The 19282-nt window shown below is 74.2% G+C and carries 14 protein-coding genes and 1 tRNA gene; 5 read left to right on the forward strand and 10 right to left on the reverse strand.

What is annotated here, in order from left to right; translation table 11 throughout:
* On the reverse strand, positions 1–885 hold the full coding sequence (locus ACFCLZ_RS35815; protein WP_380282077.1) for a peptidase S1: 885 nt from the start codon (positions 883–885) through the stop codon (positions 1–3).
* Positions 886–1271: 386 nt separating this feature from the next.
* On the opposite strand from ACFCLZ_RS35815, the gene ACFCLZ_RS35820 reads away from it, so the two are divergent.
* Entirely contained in the window at positions 1272–3800 is a 2529-nt protein-coding gene (locus ACFCLZ_RS35820) for a collagenase (protein WP_380282078.1), read from the forward strand.
* A gap of 60 nt (positions 3801–3860) precedes the next feature.
* Here ACFCLZ_RS35820 and ACFCLZ_RS35825 read toward each other — a convergent pair whose 3' ends face one another.
* Positions 3861–4196 carry an ArsR/SmtB family transcription factor gene (locus ACFCLZ_RS35825; protein ID WP_380282079.1) on the reverse strand — a complete coding sequence of 112 codons (336 nt, stop codon included), beginning with the start codon at positions 4194–4196 and terminating at the stop codon, positions 3861–3863.
* 322 nt (positions 4197–4518) lie between these two features.
* Complete coding sequence (locus tag ACFCLZ_RS35830) at positions 4519–6030, reverse strand: FAD-binding protein (protein ID WP_380282080.1); 1512 nt, start codon at positions 6028–6030, stop codon at positions 4519–4521.
* 249 nt (positions 6031–6279) lie between these two features.
* Here ACFCLZ_RS35830 and ACFCLZ_RS35835 point away from each other — a divergent pair.
* Both ACFCLZ_RS35835 and pgm read left to right on the forward strand, forming a co-directional pair.
* Positions 6280–6359, forward strand: a tRNA-Tyr gene (locus ACFCLZ_RS35835).
* Positions 6360–6566: 207 nt separating this feature from the next.
* The gene (gene pgm, locus ACFCLZ_RS35840) at positions 6567–8219 is read left to right on the forward strand and encodes a phosphoglucomutase (alpha-D-glucose-1,6-bisphosphate-dependent) (protein WP_380282081.1); all 1653 of its coding nucleotides are present in this window, start codon (positions 6567–6569) and stop codon (positions 8217–8219) included.
* Between the two features lie 94 nt (positions 8220–8313).
* Here pgm and ACFCLZ_RS35845 read toward each other — a convergent pair whose 3' ends face one another.
* Both ACFCLZ_RS35845 and ACFCLZ_RS35850 read right to left on the reverse strand, forming a co-directional pair.
* Complete coding sequence (locus ACFCLZ_RS35845; protein ID WP_380282082.1) at positions 8314–9846, reverse strand: oxidoreductase; 1533 nt, start codon at positions 9844–9846, stop codon at positions 8314–8316.
* Positions 9847–10210: 364 nt separating this feature from the next.
* Positions 10211–10948, reverse strand: coding sequence for a dienelactone hydrolase family protein (locus ACFCLZ_RS35850; RefSeq protein ID WP_380282083.1), 738 nt, complete (start codon positions 10946–10948; stop codon positions 10211–10213).
* A gap of 293 nt (positions 10949–11241) precedes the next feature.
* Here ACFCLZ_RS35850 and ACFCLZ_RS35855 point away from each other — a divergent pair, with 293 nt between their 5' ends.
* Positions 11242–11832 (forward strand): hypothetical protein, encoded by a 591-nt coding sequence (locus tag ACFCLZ_RS35855; protein ID WP_380282084.1) that lies wholly within the window; start codon positions 11242–11244, stop codon positions 11830–11832.
* Between the two features lie 68 nt (positions 11833–11900).
* On the opposite strand, the gene ACFCLZ_RS35860 is transcribed toward ACFCLZ_RS35855, so the two are convergent.
* The 4 genes from ACFCLZ_RS35860 to ACFCLZ_RS35875 form a co-directional block, all read right to left on the reverse strand.
* Positions 11901–14642 carry a hypothetical protein gene (locus ACFCLZ_RS35860; protein ID WP_380282085.1) on the reverse strand — a complete coding sequence of 914 codons (2742 nt, stop codon included), beginning with the start codon at positions 14640–14642 and terminating at the stop codon, positions 11901–11903.
* A 65-nt stretch (positions 14643–14707) separates the two neighbouring features.
* Positions 14708–15532, reverse strand: coding sequence for a hypothetical protein (locus tag ACFCLZ_RS35865; RefSeq protein WP_380282086.1), 825 nt, complete (start codon positions 15530–15532; stop codon positions 14708–14710).
* Between the two features lie 144 nt (positions 15533–15676).
* Positions 15677–16528 (reverse strand): hypothetical protein, encoded by an 852-nt coding sequence (locus ACFCLZ_RS35870; RefSeq protein ID WP_380282087.1) that lies wholly within the window; start codon positions 16526–16528, stop codon positions 15677–15679.
* Positions 16529–16615: 87 nt separating this feature from the next.
* The gene (locus ACFCLZ_RS35875) at positions 16616–16945 is read right to left on the reverse strand and encodes a hypothetical protein (protein WP_380282088.1); all 330 of its coding nucleotides are present in this window, start codon (positions 16943–16945) and stop codon (positions 16616–16618) included.
* A gap of 143 nt (positions 16946–17088) precedes the next feature.
* Here ACFCLZ_RS35875 and ACFCLZ_RS35880 point away from each other — a divergent pair, with 143 nt between their 5' ends.
* The gene (locus tag ACFCLZ_RS35880) at positions 17089–18219 is read left to right on the forward strand and encodes a hypothetical protein (protein WP_380282089.1); all 1131 of its coding nucleotides are present in this window, start codon (positions 17089–17091) and stop codon (positions 18217–18219) included.
* 505 nt (positions 18220–18724) lie between these two features.
* On the opposite strand, the gene ACFCLZ_RS35885 is transcribed toward ACFCLZ_RS35880, so the two are convergent.
* The gene (locus ACFCLZ_RS35885) at positions 18725–19282 is read right to left on the reverse strand and encodes an NUDIX hydrolase (RefSeq protein ID WP_380282090.1); all 558 of its coding nucleotides are present in this window, start codon (positions 19280–19282) and stop codon (positions 18725–18727) included.

The raw sequence follows: 19282 nt of genomic DNA on the forward strand, positions 1-19282 counted from the left end.
TCAGGAGAGGGCGAGCTCCGTGACGTTGTCGGCCTCGACGGTCCACGGGGCGTAGAGGGGGCCTTCCTTGACGTAGGCGGCGCCGGTGTCCTTGACGATGCCGATGCGGTTGCCGGACAGTGCGATCTGGATGATGCTGTCGCCCTCGACGGTCCACTGCGCGCCCAGCGCGCCCTCCTTGACCAGGGCGGTGCCGTCGTCCTTCAGGACGCCGATGCGGTCGCGGGAGAGCTCCAGCTGGATGGCGTCTTCGGCCTCGACGGTCCACTGCGCGCCCAGCGCGCCCTCCTTGACCAGGGCGGTGCCGTTGCCCCTGAGTACGCCGATGCGGTTGCCGGACAGTGCGAGGTGGGTGGTGCGGTCGGCCTCGACGGTCCACGCGGAGTAGAGGGGGCCTTCCTTGACCAGGGCGGTGCCGTTGCCCTTGAGGATGCCGATGCGGTCGCCGGAGAGCTGGAGTTCCTTGACGCTCTCGCCCTCGAGGGTCCACGCGGAGTAGAGGGGGCCTTCCTTGACCAGGGCGGTGCCGTCGCCCTTGACGATGCCGACGCGGTCGCCGGACAGCGCGATCTGCTTGACGTTGTCGGCCGCGACGGTCCACGGGGCGGAGAGGTCGCCCTCCTTCACGAGCACCGACCCGTTGTCCTTGAGGAGGCCGATGCGGTTGCCCGCGACCACTATCTGCTTCACGCCGTCGCCCTCGACGGCCCACGCGGAGTAGAGGGGGCCTTCCTTGACCAGGGCGGTGCCGTCGCCCTTGACGACGGCGATGCGGTCGCCGCCGTCGCCGGAGACGGTTCCGGGAACGGCCGCGGCGGTCGCGGCGGTCGCGAGGGCCGTCGCGGTGACCGCGACGAGCGCGGCAGCGGTCAACGACTTCTTCATGGGGGCCTCCGTACGGAAAAAAGGGATGACCCGGGCATGTCATGCCGCGGGCTGCTCGGTGTCGAGGAACAGGAGATCACCGGAATCCGGGGCGCGGGGCGGCGCACCACAAGCGCACAGGAGCACTTCTTCACAAGGAGAAACATCCGTCGACGTGTACGGAATCAGCCCGGGGAGCGCTCGTGATCACCTGTCAGGATCGGGCGCCGTCGCCGGACGGTTCGGCTGCATAACAATGCACATGTGACATGTCACAGACTATTGATATGCAGTCGGTCTTGTGGGACTGTTCGTCACGCGCTTCGACGGCCTCCCTCCCCCCACGCCCGAGGTGCATCCATACGCCCTTCCCCCACGAAGGAATGACGATGCGTCCGCTCTCACGCATGCCCCGACTGCTGACCGCAGTCGCCGCGGCAGGCGCCGCTCTGCTCGGCATAGCCGCCGGACCGAGCCAAGCCGCCACTCCCACCCCCGCCACCCCCGCACCGGCCACCGCGAGTCCGCACCAGACGTCCGGCGGCGCGTCGGGGGTGAGCGGCAGTCCGTTCAGCGATCCCGAGCGCCCCGGCGCGCCGCAGGCCCGCCGGCTGACGGCCGGACAGTTGCCGCTGCTCACCGCGCCGAGCATGGCCGGGGCCGACGCGCCGCTGTCCTCGGCGCGGACCCTGGCGGCTCCGGCCGCCGCCGCGTCGTGCACCCCGGCCGACTTCGCCGCCCGGACCGGGCCCGCCCTGGTCTCCTACGTCAAGGCCTCGACGCCCGAGTGCATCGGCTCGCTGTTCCTGCTCGGCGGCAGCCCGTACGCCTCGGGCGTGTTCCGCCAGAGCCAGATGACGACGATGGCCGACGCCTTCCAGAGCGCCGCCGCCTCCTACGCGGGCGACAACTCCACCGGTACCTGGCAGCTCGTCCTGTTCCTGCGCGCGGGCTACTACGTGCACGAGAAGGACGCCGCCCACGTCGGTACCTACGACGCCTCGCTCACCGCCGCCGTGACGCGCGGCCTCGACACGTTCGTCGCCGGCCCGCACTTCGCGGACGCCACCGACGCGAACGGCCAGGTCGCGAACGATGTCATCATCCTCACCGACAGCGCCGAGCTGCAGGGCCGCTACCTGAACACCTACCGGCAGGTGCTGAGCGCCTACAACCGTTCGTACGACGCCTCCCGGAACCTGCTCACCTTCGTCAACAGCGTCCTGGGCGCGCTGGACCGGGGCCACCAGAACAAGGCCTACGCCGACGCCGTCACCGCGGACCCGGGGATCATCGACACCCTCGACGCGTTCACCCGCGACCACCGCGACCTGGTCGGCACCGACTCCTACTTCCTGGAGTCCAACGCCGGCATCGAGCTCGCCCGCTACCTCAAGTACCCGGCCTTCCAGGCCAAGGTCCGGCCGCTGGTCAAGGGCCTGCTCGACAGCTCGTCGATGACCGGCCCCACCGCCCCGCTGTGGGTCGGCACCGCCAGTACGGCCGCCTTCTTCGACGAGGGCCGGTGCGCCTCCTACGGTGCCTGCGACCTCGCCAAGCGTCTGACCGAGGCCGTCCTGCCGGTCAAGCAGACCTGCAACGCCACCCTCACCGTCCTGGCCCAGGACCTCACCGCGGCCGAACTCGCCGCCGTCTGCGCCGACCTCAAGGGCGAGGACGCGTTCTTCCACAACCTGGTCCGTGACAACGGTCCCGTCCCCGGCCAGTACGAGTCGTCCGTGCAGGTCGTGGTCTTCGCGAGCCAGTCCGACTACCGGACGTACGCCGGCCCGATCTACGGCGCGAACACCGCCAACGGCGGCATCACCCTCACCGGCATCCCGAGCGACCCCGCCAACCAGCCCGTCTCGCTCATGTACCGGCACCCGAAGGAGAACGGCTTCACCGCCCGGATCTGGAACCTCAACCACGAGTACGCCCACGCCCTGGACGCCCGCTACGACTTCAAGGGCGACTTCTACGACCAGACCAGCGTGCCCGACCTCTGGTGGCTGGAGGGCATGGCCGAGTACGTCTCCTACACCTACCGGGGCGTCACCGACATCAACGCGGTGACCCAGGCCCCCAAGCACGCCTACGCGCTCAGCACCCTGTTCCAGAGCACCTACCTCAACAGCGACGCCGTCCGCACCTACCACTGGGGCTACCTCGCCGCCCGCTTCATGATCGATCGCTACCCGAGCGTCGTCCAGACCATGCTCTACCACTTCCGCAACGGCAACTACGCGCAGGGCTACGCCTACTACAACTCCATCGGCACCCGCTACGACGCCGGTTTCACCAGCTGGCTCGACTCCTGCGCCGCCGACCTCTGCCTGACCGCGGGCACCCCGAAGGCCGCCTTCGACGCCACGGTGCGCGACCTCGGCGTCCAGCTGACCGACCGCTCCGCCGTGACCGACGGCAAGGGCGCCATCACCACCCGCTCCTGGAACTTCGGCGACGGCACCACCTCCACGACGGCCTCCCCGTCCAAGTCGTACCGCGCGCCCGGCACCTACACGGTCACGCTCACCGTCACCGACAGCAACGGCAAGACCGCCACCGCGAGCAGGTCCGTCACCGTCACCGCACCCGCCGCCCCCGGCCCGTGCACCGGCTCGGACGCCCGGCGGATGGACTACAACTGCTACCGCACCGGCCGCTCCGCCGCCGCCGGCAGCCTCGACCAGCTCTACATCTACCTCCCGGCGGGCACCACCACCCTCACCGTCTCCACCACCGGCGGGACCGGCACGGCGTACCTCTACTACAACGCCGACAGCTGGGCCTCCAACACCTCCTACACCGCCGCCTCGACCAACAGCGGGACCACCCAGACGCTGACCGTCACCAGCGCCACCGAGGGCTACCGCTACATCACCCTCTACGGCAGGACCGCCTTCAGCGGCGTCACCGTCACCACCCAGTACTGACACGTGTGAAACGGGTCCGGGTGGACGGTGGCAGCACCGTCCGCCCGGGCCCGTTCGCGCTCACTCCGCCGGGGCGTGCCGCTCGTCCTCGCGGGCGCCCGACAGGACGGCGTCGAGCAGGCCGGGGTAGCGGGCGTCGAGGTCCTCGCGGCGCAGGTGGAGGAGGTTCTCCCGGCCGGAGGGCTGCTGGTGGATGACGCCGCTGTCGCGCAGTACCCGCCAGTGGTGGGTCATCGTCGACTTGGCGGTGACGCCGATCGCGGTGAGCACGGTTCCGCAGTTGTGCGTCCCGCCGCCGTCCAGGACGCGGACGGCGGAGAGGCGGACGGGATTGCCGAGGGCGGTCAGGACGTGCTCGATCCGGATCTGCTCGCGGGCGGGGTGGCGGTAGCTCATGGCCCCACCGTAACGCGACGGTTGACGGGAGCCGTCCGCCCCGGGCGCCCGAGCGGACGGCCGACATTCTGTCATTCATGAAAAGCGATAATGACCCTTACGGGATGCGGGTGGGCGTGCCCGGCGTCGCGACCTTCCGGCAGCTGAGGAGCGCGCCCCCGAGGGCGCCTACGTCCCGCTGATCGCCGACGGCGAGGCGCACCGCCGCTACGCCGGGTACGGCCTCGTCGGGACCGCGCCGGCGTCGGTCGGCATGCACCGGCCGGTGTGACGCCCGCCCGTCGCGCCCCCCGGTCGGGGAGCGCGACGGGCGGTGGCGGCGTCAGGAGTGGATGCCCTGGCCCGGGGTCAGGATCCCGGCCGGGTCGAAGCGGTGCTTGGCGGCGACCGCGCGCCCCCACTGGGCGCCGTAGTGGCGCCGCCACTCGGACGGCGTCACGTCCGGGATCGCGCCGATCAGGTACCGCTTGCCGCCGAGCCGCACCGCCAGGTCGTGCAGCCGCCGGTTGCGCCGCAGCGCGGCGGCGTGGTCGGCGCCCGGGAACGGGAAGGAGAGCAGGTCGAAGTGGAAGCCGACCGGCTCCTTCGGCATCACGGTCATCGGGCGGGTGAACACACTGGTGCGGAACGGGTAGAACAGCAGCAGGCCGGCGCCCAGGTCCTCCGGCGTCAGCAGCGCGGTGGCCTCGCGCATGAACGTTTCGGTGGTCGAGGCGGGCAGGAACAGGCTCAGCCACGGCTTGGGCTGCGACCAGAGCCCGGCCCCCTTCAGGTACCCGGCGAAGCCGTCCACCCGGAACGCGTACTCGCGCGCCGTCTGGTCCGCGAACGTCGTGTCGGCCGCCACGCAGCGCAGGCCGCGCACCAGCTTCGCCCGGTCCGGCGCGGCGGCGCCGTCGTAGTGGACGACGCCCTCCACCTTGTAGCGCCAGCCGGTGCCCGCGGCGTTCCGCGAGACGTCGCCGACGTGCAGGTCGAAGCGCCGCTCGCGCATCAGCTTCTCCTGGTCCGCCAGGTACGCGGCCAGGTCGTCGTAGAACAGGTTGAGCACCAGTGCCCGCTCGCGGGCCCGCACCAGGCGCAGGGTGGCCCGCACGATGATGCCGTACTGGCCGCCGCCGCCCAGCACGGCCTCGAACAGTTCGCGGTTGGCGCTCGCCGAGGCGGTCACCAGCTCGCCGGTGCCGGTGACCACGTCCACCGACTCGACGGTGTCCACCTGGAAGCCGTGGCGCTGCACACCGCCGCCGATGCCGCCGACGCTCAGCGTGCCGCCGACCGACAGGTGCAGGTAGTCCGTCAGGCTCGGCGGCATCCAGCCCTGGGCGAGCGCCGCGTCGGTCAGCTGCGCCCAGGTGACGCCCGCCTCGACCACGGCGCGGCCGGGGGAGATCCGCACGATCCGGTCCAGGCCGCGGGCGTCGATCGCGACGCCGCCCCGCGCGGCGGCCTGGCCGTAGCTGGAGTGCGACTCCAGCTCGGCCGCGCTGCCGGTGCCGCTCTGGCCGTTCATCGCGACCGGGATGCGGTGCCGGTGGGCGAAGCCGACCAGGGTGGCGACGTCGCGCACCGAACCCGGGCGCAGGACGGCGCGCGGCGCTGCCGTCACCAGGTGGCCGAAGTCCCCGCCGAAGCGGGCCAGCGTCCCGGCGTCGGCGACCAGGGTCCCCTCCAGCCGGGGCAGCGCGGCGAGGGCGGCGTCGGCGGGGGCCGCGCCGGGTGCGGCCTCGGTGGGAGCCTCCACGGCCCAGGAGCGGCCGACGGTGTTCCACCCGATGACGGTGGCCGCGGCGCCGACGATCACACTGCGGCGGGGCAGGGCTGACTTGCTCATTACAGATATCTCCGATCAATCGTCATATGAGCAGTGTTGTATCGCAGTCGACACGTACATGCGCAATAGCCCCGACCTGAACAGTTCGGTGACGGTCGGCAGGGGGGTCGGGCCGGGGTCGGCCCGGGGTCGGCCCGCCCTGCCCGCCCCTTGGCGAGGAGTGGTCTACACCAATGGCCGGAAACCCTGTTGTCGGGGCGTGGTGACCGGGAGAGAGTGGAGCTGTCGGGATCAAGGAACGAAAACCGAGGGCGAGCTGGGCCTGGGAGAGCCCAAGGGCCTGTAAAGCCCCCGCTTCGGCTGTGGTGGTTCGAATCCATCCTCGCCCACCTCGGACCGCCCCGGGCCGCACCACGGCCCGGGGCGGCTTGCGTTCGGCTCCCGGCCTGACCACCCGACGGATTCGCCCCCCGGCGCCCGGCCGGGGCGCCCCGGTTCGGTGACGGGTCGCGCACTGGCTACGATCGGTGAGCACGGGGCAAGGACGCGCCGGCCCGCGGGCCGGCGCACGGCGAGAAATCCAGTGGGAGAAGACGATGGCACACGCACGGGCCGGACAGCCGGCGCAGCCGGGCGACCTGGTGGACGTGGCGCGGCTGGTGACGGCGTACTACACGCTGCACCCGGATCCGGAGGAGCCGGCCCAGCGGGTCGCGTTCGGCACCTCGGGCCACCGCGGCTCCTCGCTGGACGCGGCGTTCAACGAGGACCACATCGCCGCCACCACCCAGGCGATCTGCGAGTACCGGGCGGCCCAGGGCATCACCGGCCCGCTGTTCCTGGGGGCCGACACCCACGCGCTGTCCGAGCCCGCCCGGGCCACCGCCGTCGAGGTGCTGGCGGCGAACGGCGTGACCGTCCTGCTGGACAGCGCCGACGGCTACACCCCGACCCCCGCCGTCTCGCACGCGATCCTGACCCACAACCGGCGCAGCCCGCAGTCGCTCGCGGACGGCATCGTCGTCACCCCGTCGCACAACCCGCCCCGCGACGGCGGCTTCAAGTACAACCCGCCGAGCGGCGGCCCGGCCGGCTCGGAGGCCACCGGCTGGATCCAGGACCGCGCCAACGCCCTGATCCGCGAGGGCCTGCGCGGCGTCAGGAGGGTCCCGTACGCGCGCGCCCTGGCCGCGGCCACCACCGGCCGCCACGACTACCTCACCGCCTACACCGAGGACCTGGTCTCCGTCCTCGACCTGGACGCCGTGCGCGCGGCCGGCCTGCGGATCGGCGCCGACCCGCTGGGCGGCGCGTCCGTCGCCTACTGGGGCCGGATCGCCGAGACCCACCGCCTGGACCTGACCGTGGTCAACCCGGTCACCGACCCGACCTGGCGCTTCATGACGCTGGACTGGGACGGCAAGATCCGGATGGACTGCTCCTCGCCCGCCGCGATGGCCTCGCTGATCGCCCGCCGCGACGAGTACGCCATCGCCACCGGCAACGACGCCGACGCCGACCGGCACGGCATCGTCACCCCGGACGGCGGCCTGATGAACCCCAACCACTACCTCGCGGTGGCCGTCGACTACCTCTACCGCCACCGCTCCGAGTGGCCGGTCGACGCGGCCGTCGGCAAGACGCTGGTCTCCTCCTCGATGCTGGACCGGGTCGCCGCCGACCTCAAGCGCCGGCTGGTCGAGGTGCCGGTCGGCTTCAAGTGGTTCGTCGACGGCCTGCTGGAGGGCTCGATCGCGTTCGGTGGCGAGGAGTCGGCCGGTGCGTCGTTCCTGCGCCGCGACGGCGGGGTGTGGACCACGGACAAGGACGGCATCCTGCTCGCCCTGCTGGCCGCCGAGATCACCGCCGTGACCGGCCGCACCCCCAGCGAGTACTACGGCGACCTCACCGCCCGCTTCGGCGCTCCCGCCTACGCCCGCGTCGACGCCCCGGCGGACCGCGAGCAGAAGGCGCTGCTGTCCCGCCTGTCGGCCGAGCAGGTCACGGCCGGCGACCTGGCCGGCGAGCCGGTCACCGCCGTGCTCACCGAGGCCCCCGGCAACGGCGCGGCCATCGGCGGCATCAAGGTGTGCACCGAGAACGCCTGGTTCGCGGCCCGCCCGTCCGGCACCGAGGACGTCTACAAGATCTACGCCGAGTCCTTCCACGGCCCCGAGCACCTCGCCCGGGTCCAGGAGGAGGCGCGCGGCCTGGTCAACGGGGTGCTCGCCGGCCCGGCGAACGCCTGACCCGTGCACCGCGGCGGCGGCCGCGGACCGGTGGAAGAGTGGATCACCCACCGGTCCGCGGCCGTCGGCGGTCGAGGCCCCGTTCCGCGCCGGGTCAGGCCCGGTTCAGGGTCCGGCTGATGCCCGCCAGGACGGCCGTCGTGAGCAGCCAGCCGAGGGCGGTCAGGGAGTAGCCGAACCACTGCTGGGCGCCGGTCCAGTACCAGGCGGTGCGCTGGCCGAGCCCGCCGATCGGGATGAGCAGGTCCAGGGTGTAGACGAGCGGGCTGAACGGGACGCTCTCGCCGGGCTTGACCTCGTGGGGCGCGCCGTGGCGGAAGACCAGGGTGCCGAGCAGCGCGAGGCCGCCCAGCCACAGGACGGCCTGCCAGGGGCGGTAGCCGTAGCCGACGGCGGCGTCCAGGAGCCGGCCCCAGAGCCGGCCGGGCGCGCCCAGGGTGCGCCGGCGCCGGCGCTGCTTCGCCAGGAGCACCCGCCGGGCGTCGTCGTCATGGCCGATCTTCCGGTACCAGGCCGCGAGTTGCTCGTAGGGCTGGGGGGAGTAGCCGGGGAGCGCGGCCAGCCAGGCCAGGCGGTGGGCGACGGGTTCGGGGGCGGCGGTGGAGGCCTGGAGGGAGGTGTAGGTGAAGCCGTCGAGGCGGGTGTCGGCCGGCCAGCTGCGGGCGTTGTCGTGCAGGACGACGGTCTGCGCGTCCTGGAGGTCGACCGCGCCGTTCGGGACGGCGGCCGGGGTGAGCCGGAGGTCGCCGGCGGTCAGCCGGTTGCCGTCCAGGGCCACCGCGCCGCAGCCGTCCAGCACGGCGGCGTCGAGCGAGAGCCTGCTGCGGATCGCCGCCCCGGGGAGGCGGATCGAGCCGGTGGCCGTGAAGCCGTCGGCGAGGACGAGGGTGGAGGCGGTGAGGTCGTCGCCGGTGAACGCGTCGCCGCCGGGGTTGTCGATGCGGGCCCGCTCCATGAACAGCCCGCCGTTGAACCGGGCGCCGACCAGCCGCAGGCCGCCGCGGGCGTGGAACCCCTTGCGGGCGAAGCAGCCGCCCTCCATCACCAGGCCGCCGGCCCACAGCGCCCAGACGTGCGGGGCGCGCGCCGGGTCCGGGACCGGGTCCGGACCGTCGGCGCCGAGCAGCTCGGTGGCGGTGAGCCGGGCCCCGCTGAGCCGCAGTTCGCCGGTGATGTGCGCGCGGGTGAGGGTGAGGCGCCCGTCGAAGACCGAGTTCTCGAAGAAGAGGTTGCCGTCGACCTTCAGCAGCCACCCGTCGAGCCCGGGTATCCGGCAGCCGCTCAGGCTGGTGGACCGCAGGGTCGCGTCCCGCAGCACCACCTTCTCCTCGAAGTGGCAGCCTTCGAGGCGCAGTTCACCGGCCGCGGTCAGCCCGCGCAGGTCGAGGGGGCCGGTGATGCGGGCGCCGATCAGGTACAGCACGCGGACCGGGCCGCCCGGTCCGTCGCCGCCGAGCAGCGCGGTGGCGATCGCCTCGGCGCGCACCGCGCGTGCCTCGCCCCAGTCCGCCCCGCCGGCCGGATCGTCCGCGGCCGGGTCGCCGCTGCGCAGGTCCACCGCCGCGCCCGTGGCGCAGGCGTCCCACACCCGCTGTTCCGGCCCGGTCAGGTCCTGGTACGTCAGCATCCCGCCCCCTCGGTGGTGATCACCTGCGGACGGCAGCCTAGTGCGTGTCTGACAATTCCCGCCGGGCGTGCGACGCCAGGGCACGCACGCCCCCAGCCTTCGGCCGGGAGGTACCCCCACGCCGCGTTGTCGTCGGTCGCCGATGGCCCCCAGCCTGGCGGCCGGGAGGTGCCCCCACCGCATGGACTCCCTCCTCCGCCTTGCGATGCACGCACCCATGGGGGCACCTCCCGGCCGGAGGCTGGGGGAGCCGCCCGCTGATCCGACGCGAATCGTCAGACACGCACTACTGCCGCGACCGGCGGTTGCCGTAGGCCGGGGAGAGCCGGGATCCTGTCCTCGGCGGACAGGATCCCGGCCGGGATCACCTTCCGTCCGCCGGCCTCAGGTGCCGGTCGTAGAACCGGCCCCCGTCCTCCACCTCGAACCACGGGGTGCCGACGTGCCCGCCCAGGTTGGCGTGCAGCGTCTTCTCCTCGCTGCCGAAGGCGTCGAACAGGTCCAGGGCCCGCTGCCGGGGGTTCCCCTCGTCGTCCCACTGGAGCAGGAACAGCAGCGGGACGGTGAGCTGCCGGGCCTCCTCGCGCTGGGCGCGGGGCACGTAGCCCCCGGCGAAGAATCCGGCGGCCGCGATGCGCGGTTCGACCGCGGCCAGCCGGATGCCGACGGCGGTCCACCCCGAGTACCCGACCGGCCCGCCGATCCCGGGCAGCGCGAGGAGGGCGTCCAGGGCGGTCCGCCACTCCGGGACCGCCGCTTCGACCAGGGGGCCGACGAGGGACTCGAAGATCTCGTCGACCGGCTCGCCGGCCCGCATCGCCCGGCGGAGGTCGGCGCGGGCCTGCTCGGCGGCGGCGGAACGGGGCCGGTCACCGCACCCGGCGGCGTCGATGGTGGCCACCGCGTAGCCGTACGCCGCGCAGTACCGGGCCCGGGCCACCAGCCGGGGCTCGGCCTTGGGCAGGCCGTTGTTGTGGGCCATCAGGATCAGCGGAGCCGGTGCGGATCCGGGCGGCGTCCACAGGGTGCCGGGGATCTCGCCGAGGATGAACTCGCGCTCGAGGACGCCGTCGTCGAGGCGCTGTTGGGAAGTGAATCGCATGGTCGTGCCTTTCGGGAGGGCTCTTGAACGGCGCTCCCGGACGACCTATCGCCCGACCGTGACCCCGGAGGAGAGCACCCATGTCGTTGTGTTCACGGGTACCACCTCCTCGTTCTCTCGCACGGTCACGGGAAACCTAGCAGTGGTCGCCGTGGTCCGCCAACCGGATTGTTCGTCGGGGCCGTCGGGGCGGCCGTCAGGGTCGTCGGGGCCGGGGGCTGACCTGCCGTCACCGCCGTTGATAGGTTGGCTCGCCGACCCGATCCCGGACGTCCTCACCAGGGGGGAACCCGTTGAGCCAGCCGCAGCCGTACCCGTACGGGCAGTACCACCCGCACCAGCAGCAGCCGCCGGCCCACGGCGCTCCGCCGCCGTTCCCGGGGCAGCCGTACGGGGCCCAGGCGGCGCCGTACGGGCCGCCGCCGGGCACCGGGAGTCCGGTGGGCGCCTTCGTCCTCGGGTTCCTCGCCTCGGTGGTCATCGCGGCGATCTACAGTGCGATCATCGTGTTCACGTACAAGGACCACTACCGGTCCACGAACGCCGTGCACGCGCTCTATCTGGGGCACGCCCTCGTCAACGGGGTGGTGGTCGGCCTCCTGGTGGGCCTGGTCGGCCGCCGCAGCCAGGGTGCGTGGATCGCGGGCGCGGTGGTGGCCGCGCTGGGTGCGTTCTTCGGCTACGCCGACGCCGTCCCGTTCGTCGTGCTCCGGGAGGCCGGGATCGACGGTCTTCGGCAGATGCTGGAGACCAAGCCCTACGGCCCGGTCGAGGTGTGGTGGGGCAGCTGGGCCGGGACCGAGGTGATCTCCGTGCTGGGCCTGGTGGTCGCCGCGGCGGCGGCCTGGACCGCGGCCTCCCTGACGGGCCGCAACCGCCGCTGACCCGGGCGGGTCGGTGCCGCCCGCGCCCCGGGTGCGGCCGTACCCGGGACGCGGACGGTCGGTTGCCGCTACGGCGCCCCGGCCGGTTCGGTGTCGGGCGTGGCGCCGGGCGCGGTCTCGGGTTCGGTGTCGGCGAGGGCGCGCAGCTCGTCGGCGTCGCACGGCAGACCGTTGACGGCCAGCACCTCGTGCAGGTTGACGTTGAACTGCCAGGCCCTGGTGCTGTCGGCGATCGCGCGGAGCACGGTGCGCCGGGCGTCCGTGAGCGGCTCGCCGTCGTCGTACGCCTCGGTCGGGAAGACGATGTCGAGCAGGGCCCTGGCGACGGCGACGGCGTCGATGGCGTCGACCTCGTCCAGGACGGCGCACAGCTCCGCCAGCAGGGGTTCGGCCTGCTCGGACGGCAGGAGCGCCAGGGCGGTGGCCGCGTCGGTGGTCGGGTCGCCGGCGCCGAGGTACAGGCCCGCGAAGCCGGGGGCGTCCAGGTCGCCGCGGAGGACCTCGATCAGAGGCCGGGCGCCCCGGTGGGCGGGGGAGTGCCGGGCGCGCACCCAGGTCAGGGCGGCACAGCAGCGGAGCAGCGGATCGTCGTCGGCGAGGTGCCGCTCCAGCGTGCGGAGGGTGTCGGGGCCGGCCTCGTGCAGGCCCAGGCCGAGCAGGATCTCCGCACGGATCCGGGGTTCGGGTTCGAGGGCGAGGCGGTCGTGCAGGGCCCTGGCCGCCGCCTCTCCGGGCGCCGCGGCGAGCAGGACGACGGCCCGGCGCCGGATCCGGGCGTCCTGGTGGGCGGCCTGCCCCGTCCAGGTCGGTACCGCGTCGGCGAGGACCGTGTAGACCTCGTGGTAGGCGGGCTCGACGCCGCTGTCGCCGAAGTGCTCGTCCGGTTCGGTGCCGTCGGCGGGAAGGCCGGCCAGGATGCTCTTGAGGTCGTGGGCGGCTTCGAGGCTGCCGTCGCGCGTCGCGATGTCGGCCAGGAACTCCAGCAGCGCGGCCCGGGCGTCGGCGTCCTCGACGCGCTCGACCAGCGCGGCCATGTACCGGAACGCCGGCCCGGTGGCCTCCTCGATGGTGTGCTGGTGCAGCAGCAGGTCCGACAGCTGTCCCAGGGCCAGGTCGAACGCCTCCGGGTCGCCGACCGCCAGTCCCTTGAGCAGGAACGGCACGTCCTGCGGATCGCCGAAGAACGTTTCGAGCTCGTCCCACGGCACCGCGTCGGCACCGTGCAGCTCGCTCGGCACGGGCGCCGCACGCCAGGTGTACAGGGTGCGGGCGGCTCCGCCGAGATCCTCGTCGCGGGCGAGGTCGAGACCCTCGAACGTCACGGTCCCCGGCTCGGCGCCGCCGGTGCCGAACACACGCCAGTCCCCGACCGGGCCGCCGCGGATGCCGGGCTCGACGTACCCCTCGGCGAGGACCGTCCCGCCGGCGTCCACGGCGCGCCACCGTTCGACCGCCGCCCCGTCGACCGTGACCTCGGTGGGCGTGACCTCCGCGGTGCGGGTGCCGTCGGCGCCGTACCAGTGCTCGGCGACGAGGACGCCGTCCCGCTCGGTGCGCTCGGCACGCAGGGCGCCGTCACCGTGGAACCGCCGCTGGACGGTGCTGCCGTCGGCGGGCCACTCGCGCTCCTGCCGGGGCACTCCGTCCTCGTACTTGCGCTCCAGCAGCGGTGTGCCGTCCGGCCGGAACCGCTCCAGCCGGTAGGGGGTGCGGGACCGCAGGTACGTCCTGCGCTCCACCCGCCTGCCGTCGGCGAAGTCGGCCTCCTCGTACCCGTGGTAGACGCTGTCGGGGTTGTAGTACCTCGGCCCCTTCGTGTCGGAGGTGCTCTCCCAGGCCTGCTTCCACAGCCGCCACGTCCCGACCGCCGCCCCGGTCGTCCCGTCGACGGCGCCGACGACGAACGCGAGCAGGCCCGCCACCCACACCGCGCCCTCGGGTACGCCGGTGGACGGCACCGCGGGCGCGGTCCGCAGCTCGGCCAGTCCCACCGCCTCGCCCGGCTCCGACCGGAGCAGCCGCGACGCCAGCTCCGGCAGGCCTTCGAAGGCGGCGTGCCAGGCCGCGCCCGGGGAGGCGCCGAGGCCGGCCGCCAGGCACAGTTCGACCGAGGCGGCGTCACCGTCGCGGGCCGCCTCGATCAGCGGGGAGGCCTTGGCCTCGCCCTGCGGGAAGCGGGCGATCTCCCGGCCGGCGCGGTTGTAGGCGAGCCGGTCGGCGGTGCCGTCCGCCGTCCAGTGCCGGGCGACGCCCTGGAGGACGCCGTCCTGCCGCCAGCGGGGAGCCGACCACTCGCCGTCCGGCCAGTAGGTGGCGGGCTCCGGCACACCGGCCGGACGCTCCGGCACGGGCCCGCCCTCGGCGGTCACCTCGGTGCCGTCGGCGGCGTAGCAGGCCTGACGGATCCGGGTGCCCTGCTCGTCGTAGTCGTGGACCACGGTACGGAGGGCCGGGGGCAGGCCGTCGAAGGAGAACGGGTCGCGGCTCGGGTGGTCGCAGCGGTGGCCGGTGACCGTGACCGGTGTGCCGTCGCGGTGCTCGGCACGGATCGCCAGGGTGCCGTCGTCGTGGTAGCGCAGCAGCGTCCCGTGGCGCCTGCCGTCCCGCCACTCGCCCTCCTCCAGCGGCGTCCCGTCGGGGTGCCACAGCCGCCACCGGCCGGTCGGCGCCCCGCCGTTCCGCTCGCCGACCGCCCACGCCGGCCACTTCGGGCCGCCCTCGAAGAGCTCCCACTCCTCGAGGTACTCCGCTTCCGCGGGTATGCGGGCGGGCCGGTCGCCCGCGGATTCCGAATGCAGATCGTCAGACATGACCCGTATGCAAGCACCTCCCGCCGACACGCCGCATACGGGGGTCGGTCGGAGCTGACGTCGCGTCAAGGTGCCGGCGGGAGCGGATGCCCGTCGGCTGTCCAGGGCCCCCGGACGGGTGCGGTGGGCCACGGGTCGGCCGGGGCGCCGGCCGGAGGGGGCGACGCCGCGCCCGGGCCCGCTCCGAGGAGTGCGAGGACGGCGACGAGTACCGCGACGACGGCCGCCAGTACGGCCAGCGCCAGGGGCCCGCAGCCGCCACCGGTCCGCCCGTTCGGCCGCTGCGGCCGCTGCGGGCGGGTCGGGCGGGTCGGCGGCGTGGGCCGCTCGTCGCCGGGACGGTCGCCGGCCGGGCCGGTGCCGGCCGGGGCGACGCCGGTTCGCTCGCGCACGTCCACCGCGAACGCCGCGCAGGCCGCGCCCCGGCGGGCCGGGACCGCGGCCACCCGCAGGGCCACCCCGACCCGCGTGTGCGGCGCGCCCTGCACCTGCCCCGCCGCGCCGGCCCCGGGGACGCCGAACCGGGAGGCGATGTCCGGGCCCAGCCCGACGAGGTCGAGCGGCACCGTGTACCGCAGCTCGATCCGGCGGGTCGCGCCGCAGGGCAGCTCCGCCTCGACGGCCCGCCGGTCGAAGTCCAGCCGCCCCTGGACGGGTTCGACGGGGTCGATCCGGAAGCCGGTCGGCTGCGGCCCGGCGTTGTGGACGAGCAGGTCCAGGGTGACCGTGCCGCCGGCGGTCCCGAACCGGCGCGGCGGTTCGCACCAGGCCCGCACGCCCGCGTCCGGCCCGGCCCGCAGATCGGTGCCGCAGTACTCGCCCGGGCAGTAGCGGCCGAGCCGTTCGGCGCCGTCCGTGCGGCTGCCGCACAGTTCGCAGTGGAGCGCCATCGTCGTCCCCTTTGTCCCGGCGGGCCCCGCCCCGCCCCGGAGTTACCCGGCCGCCCGCCGGAACAACCGCCGCCGCCGGAACAACCGCCGCCGCCTGGACCGGGGCCGCCCCGAGACCGGCGCGGCCCGTCCGCCGGGGCACGGTCAGGGCGCCGCCCCGGCGGTGGCGGGCTGTTCGGCGTCCCCGAAGCGGGCCAGGGTGAGCGCCCCGAACACCGCCGCCGCGAAGCCCACGACGGCGAGCGGTTCGAGGTTGTGGCGGGTGTGGTCGCCGAGCAGCAGCACGCCGACGACGGCCGGGCCCAGCGTCTCGCCGAGCACCATGGCCGCCGTCGCCGCCGTGACCGACCCGCTCTGCATGGCCCAGGTCAGCGCGGCGAAGCCGCCCAGCCCGGCGAACGCGACGGCGTAGGCGGCCGGTTCGCTCAGCAGGTCCGGAAACCGCGGGTCCGGCAGCACCCGCACGGCGACGCCGACCACGCCGAACTGCAGGCCGGCGACCAACCCCAGCAGCGGCGCCCGCCGGCTCCCGCCGAGCCGCACCGCCGCCCAGCCCGCGCCGATCAGCAGCACCGCGGCGAGCAGCACGCCGAGCCGCAGCGCCGGGCCGCCGTGCCCGGGCCCGTCGCGCCCGGCACTGACCGCGAGCACGCAGAGCCCCACGCACACCGCCGCCACCCCGGCCCACTCACGGCGCCGCAGCCGCACGTTCAGCACCCGGGACGCGCCGACGGCGGTCACGGCGAGCGCCGAGGCGAGCACCGCCTCCACCTCGTACAGCGGCAGCCGCTCCAGCGCGAGGAGTTCGGCGCCGAACCCGAGCATGTCCATCCCGACCCCCGCGAGGAACGGCCACTGCAGGAACGCCCCCGCCAGCGCGGCCGCCCCGCCCGGCCGCTGCCCGGCGGCGGCACGACGGGCCCCGAGCGCCTGCAGCACGGTGGCGGACCCGGTGAGCAGGGCGGCGGCCAGCGCCGCGAGCAGGCCGAAGGACATGCGCCGACCGTACGGTCCCGTGCCGCTCCCACCCCGCTCCGGCACGCCGGGCGCCCGGGGCGGGCGCTGTGGGCCCTCGATCGCCGGTCAGGGGCGCCGGCGCGGCGCCTCGTCATCGGGGGAGTCCGGGGCGGCGAAGTGGAAGGGCACCGAGAGGTGGACGGCGAGGGCGCGACCGGCCCGCTCGGCGGCCACCGCCGCCGGGTGGCGCGGGTGGTGGCCCTCGTCCGTACCGAGATACCGCGCGGCCGTGGACCGGTAGACGGTGGCCATCCGCACGAACCAGTCGCGGACGGTGTCACCGTCCCAGACCGCCTCGATCGCCACGATGCGGCCGGCACACCCGGCCGCCCGGCAGGCCGGCGAACTCCAGGTCGAGCGGGCTCTCCGGCTCGCGGGCGACCCGGTCTCCGTCATGGAGGTAACGGTCGTTGGCGATCAGTTGGGCGGTGCCGACTCCGGTCACCGGACCGGCGCTGTCGGTGGTGGCGTCTAGGGTGCGGTTGACGCACGGTGCGTCCGGCCCTTCCCGGCGTCGCGAGCAAGAACTGGAGCACGGTGTGCAGTTGTTCGATGTGACGGACGTTCCGGAGACCGGGGAGACGGCCGACTGGCTCGCGTACGCGGAGCGACTGACGGCGGTGGGGGACCCGCGGGGCGAGGCGATCCGACTGGAGTGCGGCGGCGGTGCGGATCGCGGCCGGGTGGCCGAGGCGTACCAGGAGGTGGAGCGGCAGCTGGGGCTGGACGCGCTGCGGGCGGACGGCTCGTGGCGGTTCGGCTGGTCGCGCGGCTTCCTCGACGAGGCGTCCTTCCGACCGGCGCCGGCCGAACAGGCGGGGCGTCGGGAGCTGGTGGAACGGCTCCTGACGCGGCATCCGGTGGAGGTCGAGGTGGACGTGGCGGTGGACGACCCCGAGCAGTGGGAGGGCGTGCTGATCGCCGCCCTGCTCGCCCACCCAGCGAGCGCCCGGCTGCGCACCCTCGACCTGCGGCTCACCGACTACCACCACTCCGCCGAGCGGGCCGCGGCCGCGCTCGCCGGGCAGCCGCGGCCCCGACTGGAGCGGCTCTCCTTCGGCTACGGCTTCGCGTACCTCTTCGAGGACGGCCAGGGGTCGGCGGGCAGCCGGATCGACCCGATGGAATACCACGGCGAAGGGCTGGTGCGGACGGACATCTGGGCCGCGCTGCCCGCGCTGCGCACCCTGGAGCTGGAAGGCGCCTTCCTGTTCGCCTCCGTCGACCACGACGGCCTGACCCGGCTGCGGACCCGGGGAGCCGTGATCGCCGACGGCTCGGTCTTCCTCCCGGGCCGGCTCCCCGCGCTGGTGTCCCTGGAAGCGGAGCTGGAGAGCGACGTCTTCGGGGTCGCCTGCTCGGCGGACCAACTGGACGAACTCGCGGTCGCGGCGCAGTGGTACCCGAACCTCAGGAGGCTCGACCTCGGGAAGGTGGAGTTCGACGCCGCGCCGTCCGACGCCCTCGCGGCCCTCGCGGACTCCCCGCTGCTGCCGCAGCTCGAAGCGCTGACGGTCCGGGGCCCGGGGACACCCGAGGAGGGCGCCGCCGAACTGCCGGCCGCCCTCGCGCCGAGGTTCGCCCACCTGACGCTGAGGGTGGCGGGCCCGGCGGCCGTCGCGGGCGCCGAGAAGGCGGAGCCGCGCCGGGTGCCGCCGACGCCCGTCTGACCGGCCGCTCGCTGCGGATCCGAACCTCTACCCCGCTTGGCTCCAGGACTACGGCCACACGGTTGAGGACCCCACCATCACCGGCCGCCTGACCCGCGACCTGCTGACCCCCGAGTGGCAGTACTCGCGCGCCACGGCCACCGTCGACTGGTCGACGGGGGTTTGCCAGGCCTGACCCGCGCCCACCCCTGGCCGGCACCGAACGGCGCGCTGCTGTGCTCAGCGGGCTACCCGGCAGCCTCCGAGGGCGGGGAGCGGCCTGCTGGCTGATAGGCGTGACGAAGGCCCGCAGCATCAACCCCGCACGCGCGGGGAGCAGGAGACGCAGGTCAGCACCATGGCCACCACCTCGGGACCATCCCCGCAGGCGCGGGGAGCAGCCGTTGCACGGCGCGCGCGGCCCGATCGTCCCGGGACCATCCCCGCACGCGCGGGGAGCAGCGGACCTGCTCGCGGTGACCGCCGCGTGTAGGCGGGCCCTACGCGGCGGCACCGACAGAGCAGGTCAGCGGCCGCTGGCGGCGAGGCGGTGCGGTCCGAGGTAGAAGGAGAGGGCGGCGTGTGAGGGGCCATCGGACACCTCTCCGCCGACCAGGAGCTTCACCACCTCGGCCTCGGGTACCCACTCCACCCGCGCGGCCTCAGCAATGTCCTGCGGCTCGCCGATCCGGGTGCATCCGGTGGCGTGGTAGGCGCGGAAGTGCGCGTCGCTGATACCGGCCATGGCGTCGTACTCGGTCATCAGCTCTACGCGTCCGGGCCGCCAGCCAGTCTCCTCCTCGACCTCGCGGGCGATGGCGTCGGCCGGCTCCTCGCCCGGGTCGGCCCAGCCGGCCGGGACCTCCCAGCCCCACCGGCCGGTGATGAAGCGGTGCCGGTAGATGAGGAGGACGAGGCCCTGCTCGTCGGTGACGACGGCGGTGGTGGAGGCCCGGGGCATGCGGATGACGTGGTGCTCGATCCTGCCGGTGCCGGGGATGCTGACGTCGTCCAGCCAGAGCTCGACCCACGGCGATCCGTAGACCTTCCGCCTGCCGTAGACCTGCCACTCTGCTGACGTCAC

The sequence above is a fragment of the Kitasatospora purpeofusca genome (assembly GCF_042691725.1).
In the GTDB taxonomy this organism is placed as follows: domain Bacteria; phylum Actinomycetota; class Actinomycetes; order Streptomycetales; family Streptomycetaceae; genus Kitasatospora; species Kitasatospora purpeofusca_B.